This window comes from Vibrio sp. OPT41 (assembly GCF_015163595.1).
GTDB classification, from domain to species: domain Bacteria; phylum Pseudomonadota; class Gammaproteobacteria; order Enterobacterales; family Vibrionaceae; genus Vibrio; species Vibrio alginolyticus.
The window spans coordinates 1-751 of the sequence record NZ_JADDYH010000099.1 but is presented as its reverse complement, the minus strand read 5'-3'; the positions used below and the strand labels follow the sequence as shown (position 1 = coordinate 751).

Genomic DNA, 751 nt, shown 5'->3' with positions numbered 1-751 from the left:
TTTTTTAATTCTCGTTCTTACACATTCAATGTTCTTTCATTGAGTCCATCAAAACCCCTTGGGTGTTGTATGGTTAAGCCTCACGGGCAATTAGTACAGGTTAGCTCAACGCCTCACAACGCTTACACACCCTGCCTATCAACGTCGTAGTCTACGACAACCCTTTAGGATACTTAAAGTATCAGGGAGAACTCATCTCAAGGCTCGCTTCCCGCTTAGATGCTTTCAGCGGTTATCGATCCCGAACTTAGCTACCGGGCAATGCGTCTGGCGACACAACCCGAACACCAGAGGTTCGTCCACTCCGGTCCTCTCGTACTAGGAGCAGCCCCTTTCAATTCTCCAACGCCCACGGCAGATAGGGACCGAACTGTCTCACGACGTTCTAAACCCAGCTCGCGTACCACTTTAAATGGCGAACAGCCATACCCTTGGGACCGACTTCAGCCCCAGGATGTGATGAGCCGACATCGAGGTGCCAAACACCGCCGTCGATATGAACTCTTGGGCGGTATCAGCCTGTTATCCCCGGAGTACCTTTTATCCGTTGAGCGATGGCCCTTCCATTCAGAACCACCGGATCACTATGACCTGCTTTCGCACCTGCTCGAATTGTCATTCTCGCAGTCAAGCGGGCTTATGCCATTGCACTAACCTCACGATGTCCAACCGTGATTAGCCCACCTTCGTGCTCCTCCGTTACGCTTTGGGAGGAGACCGCCCCAGTCAAACTACCCACCAGGCACTGTCC

Annotated in this window: 1 rRNA gene; it reads right to left on the bottom strand. The window is 52.3% G+C overall.

Annotated features, from left to right (window positions below):
• Positions 1-69: 69 nt before the first annotated feature.
• Positions 70-751: ribosomal RNA gene (locus tag IQP38_RS25565) — 23S ribosomal RNA — on the bottom strand; the annotation flags it as partial.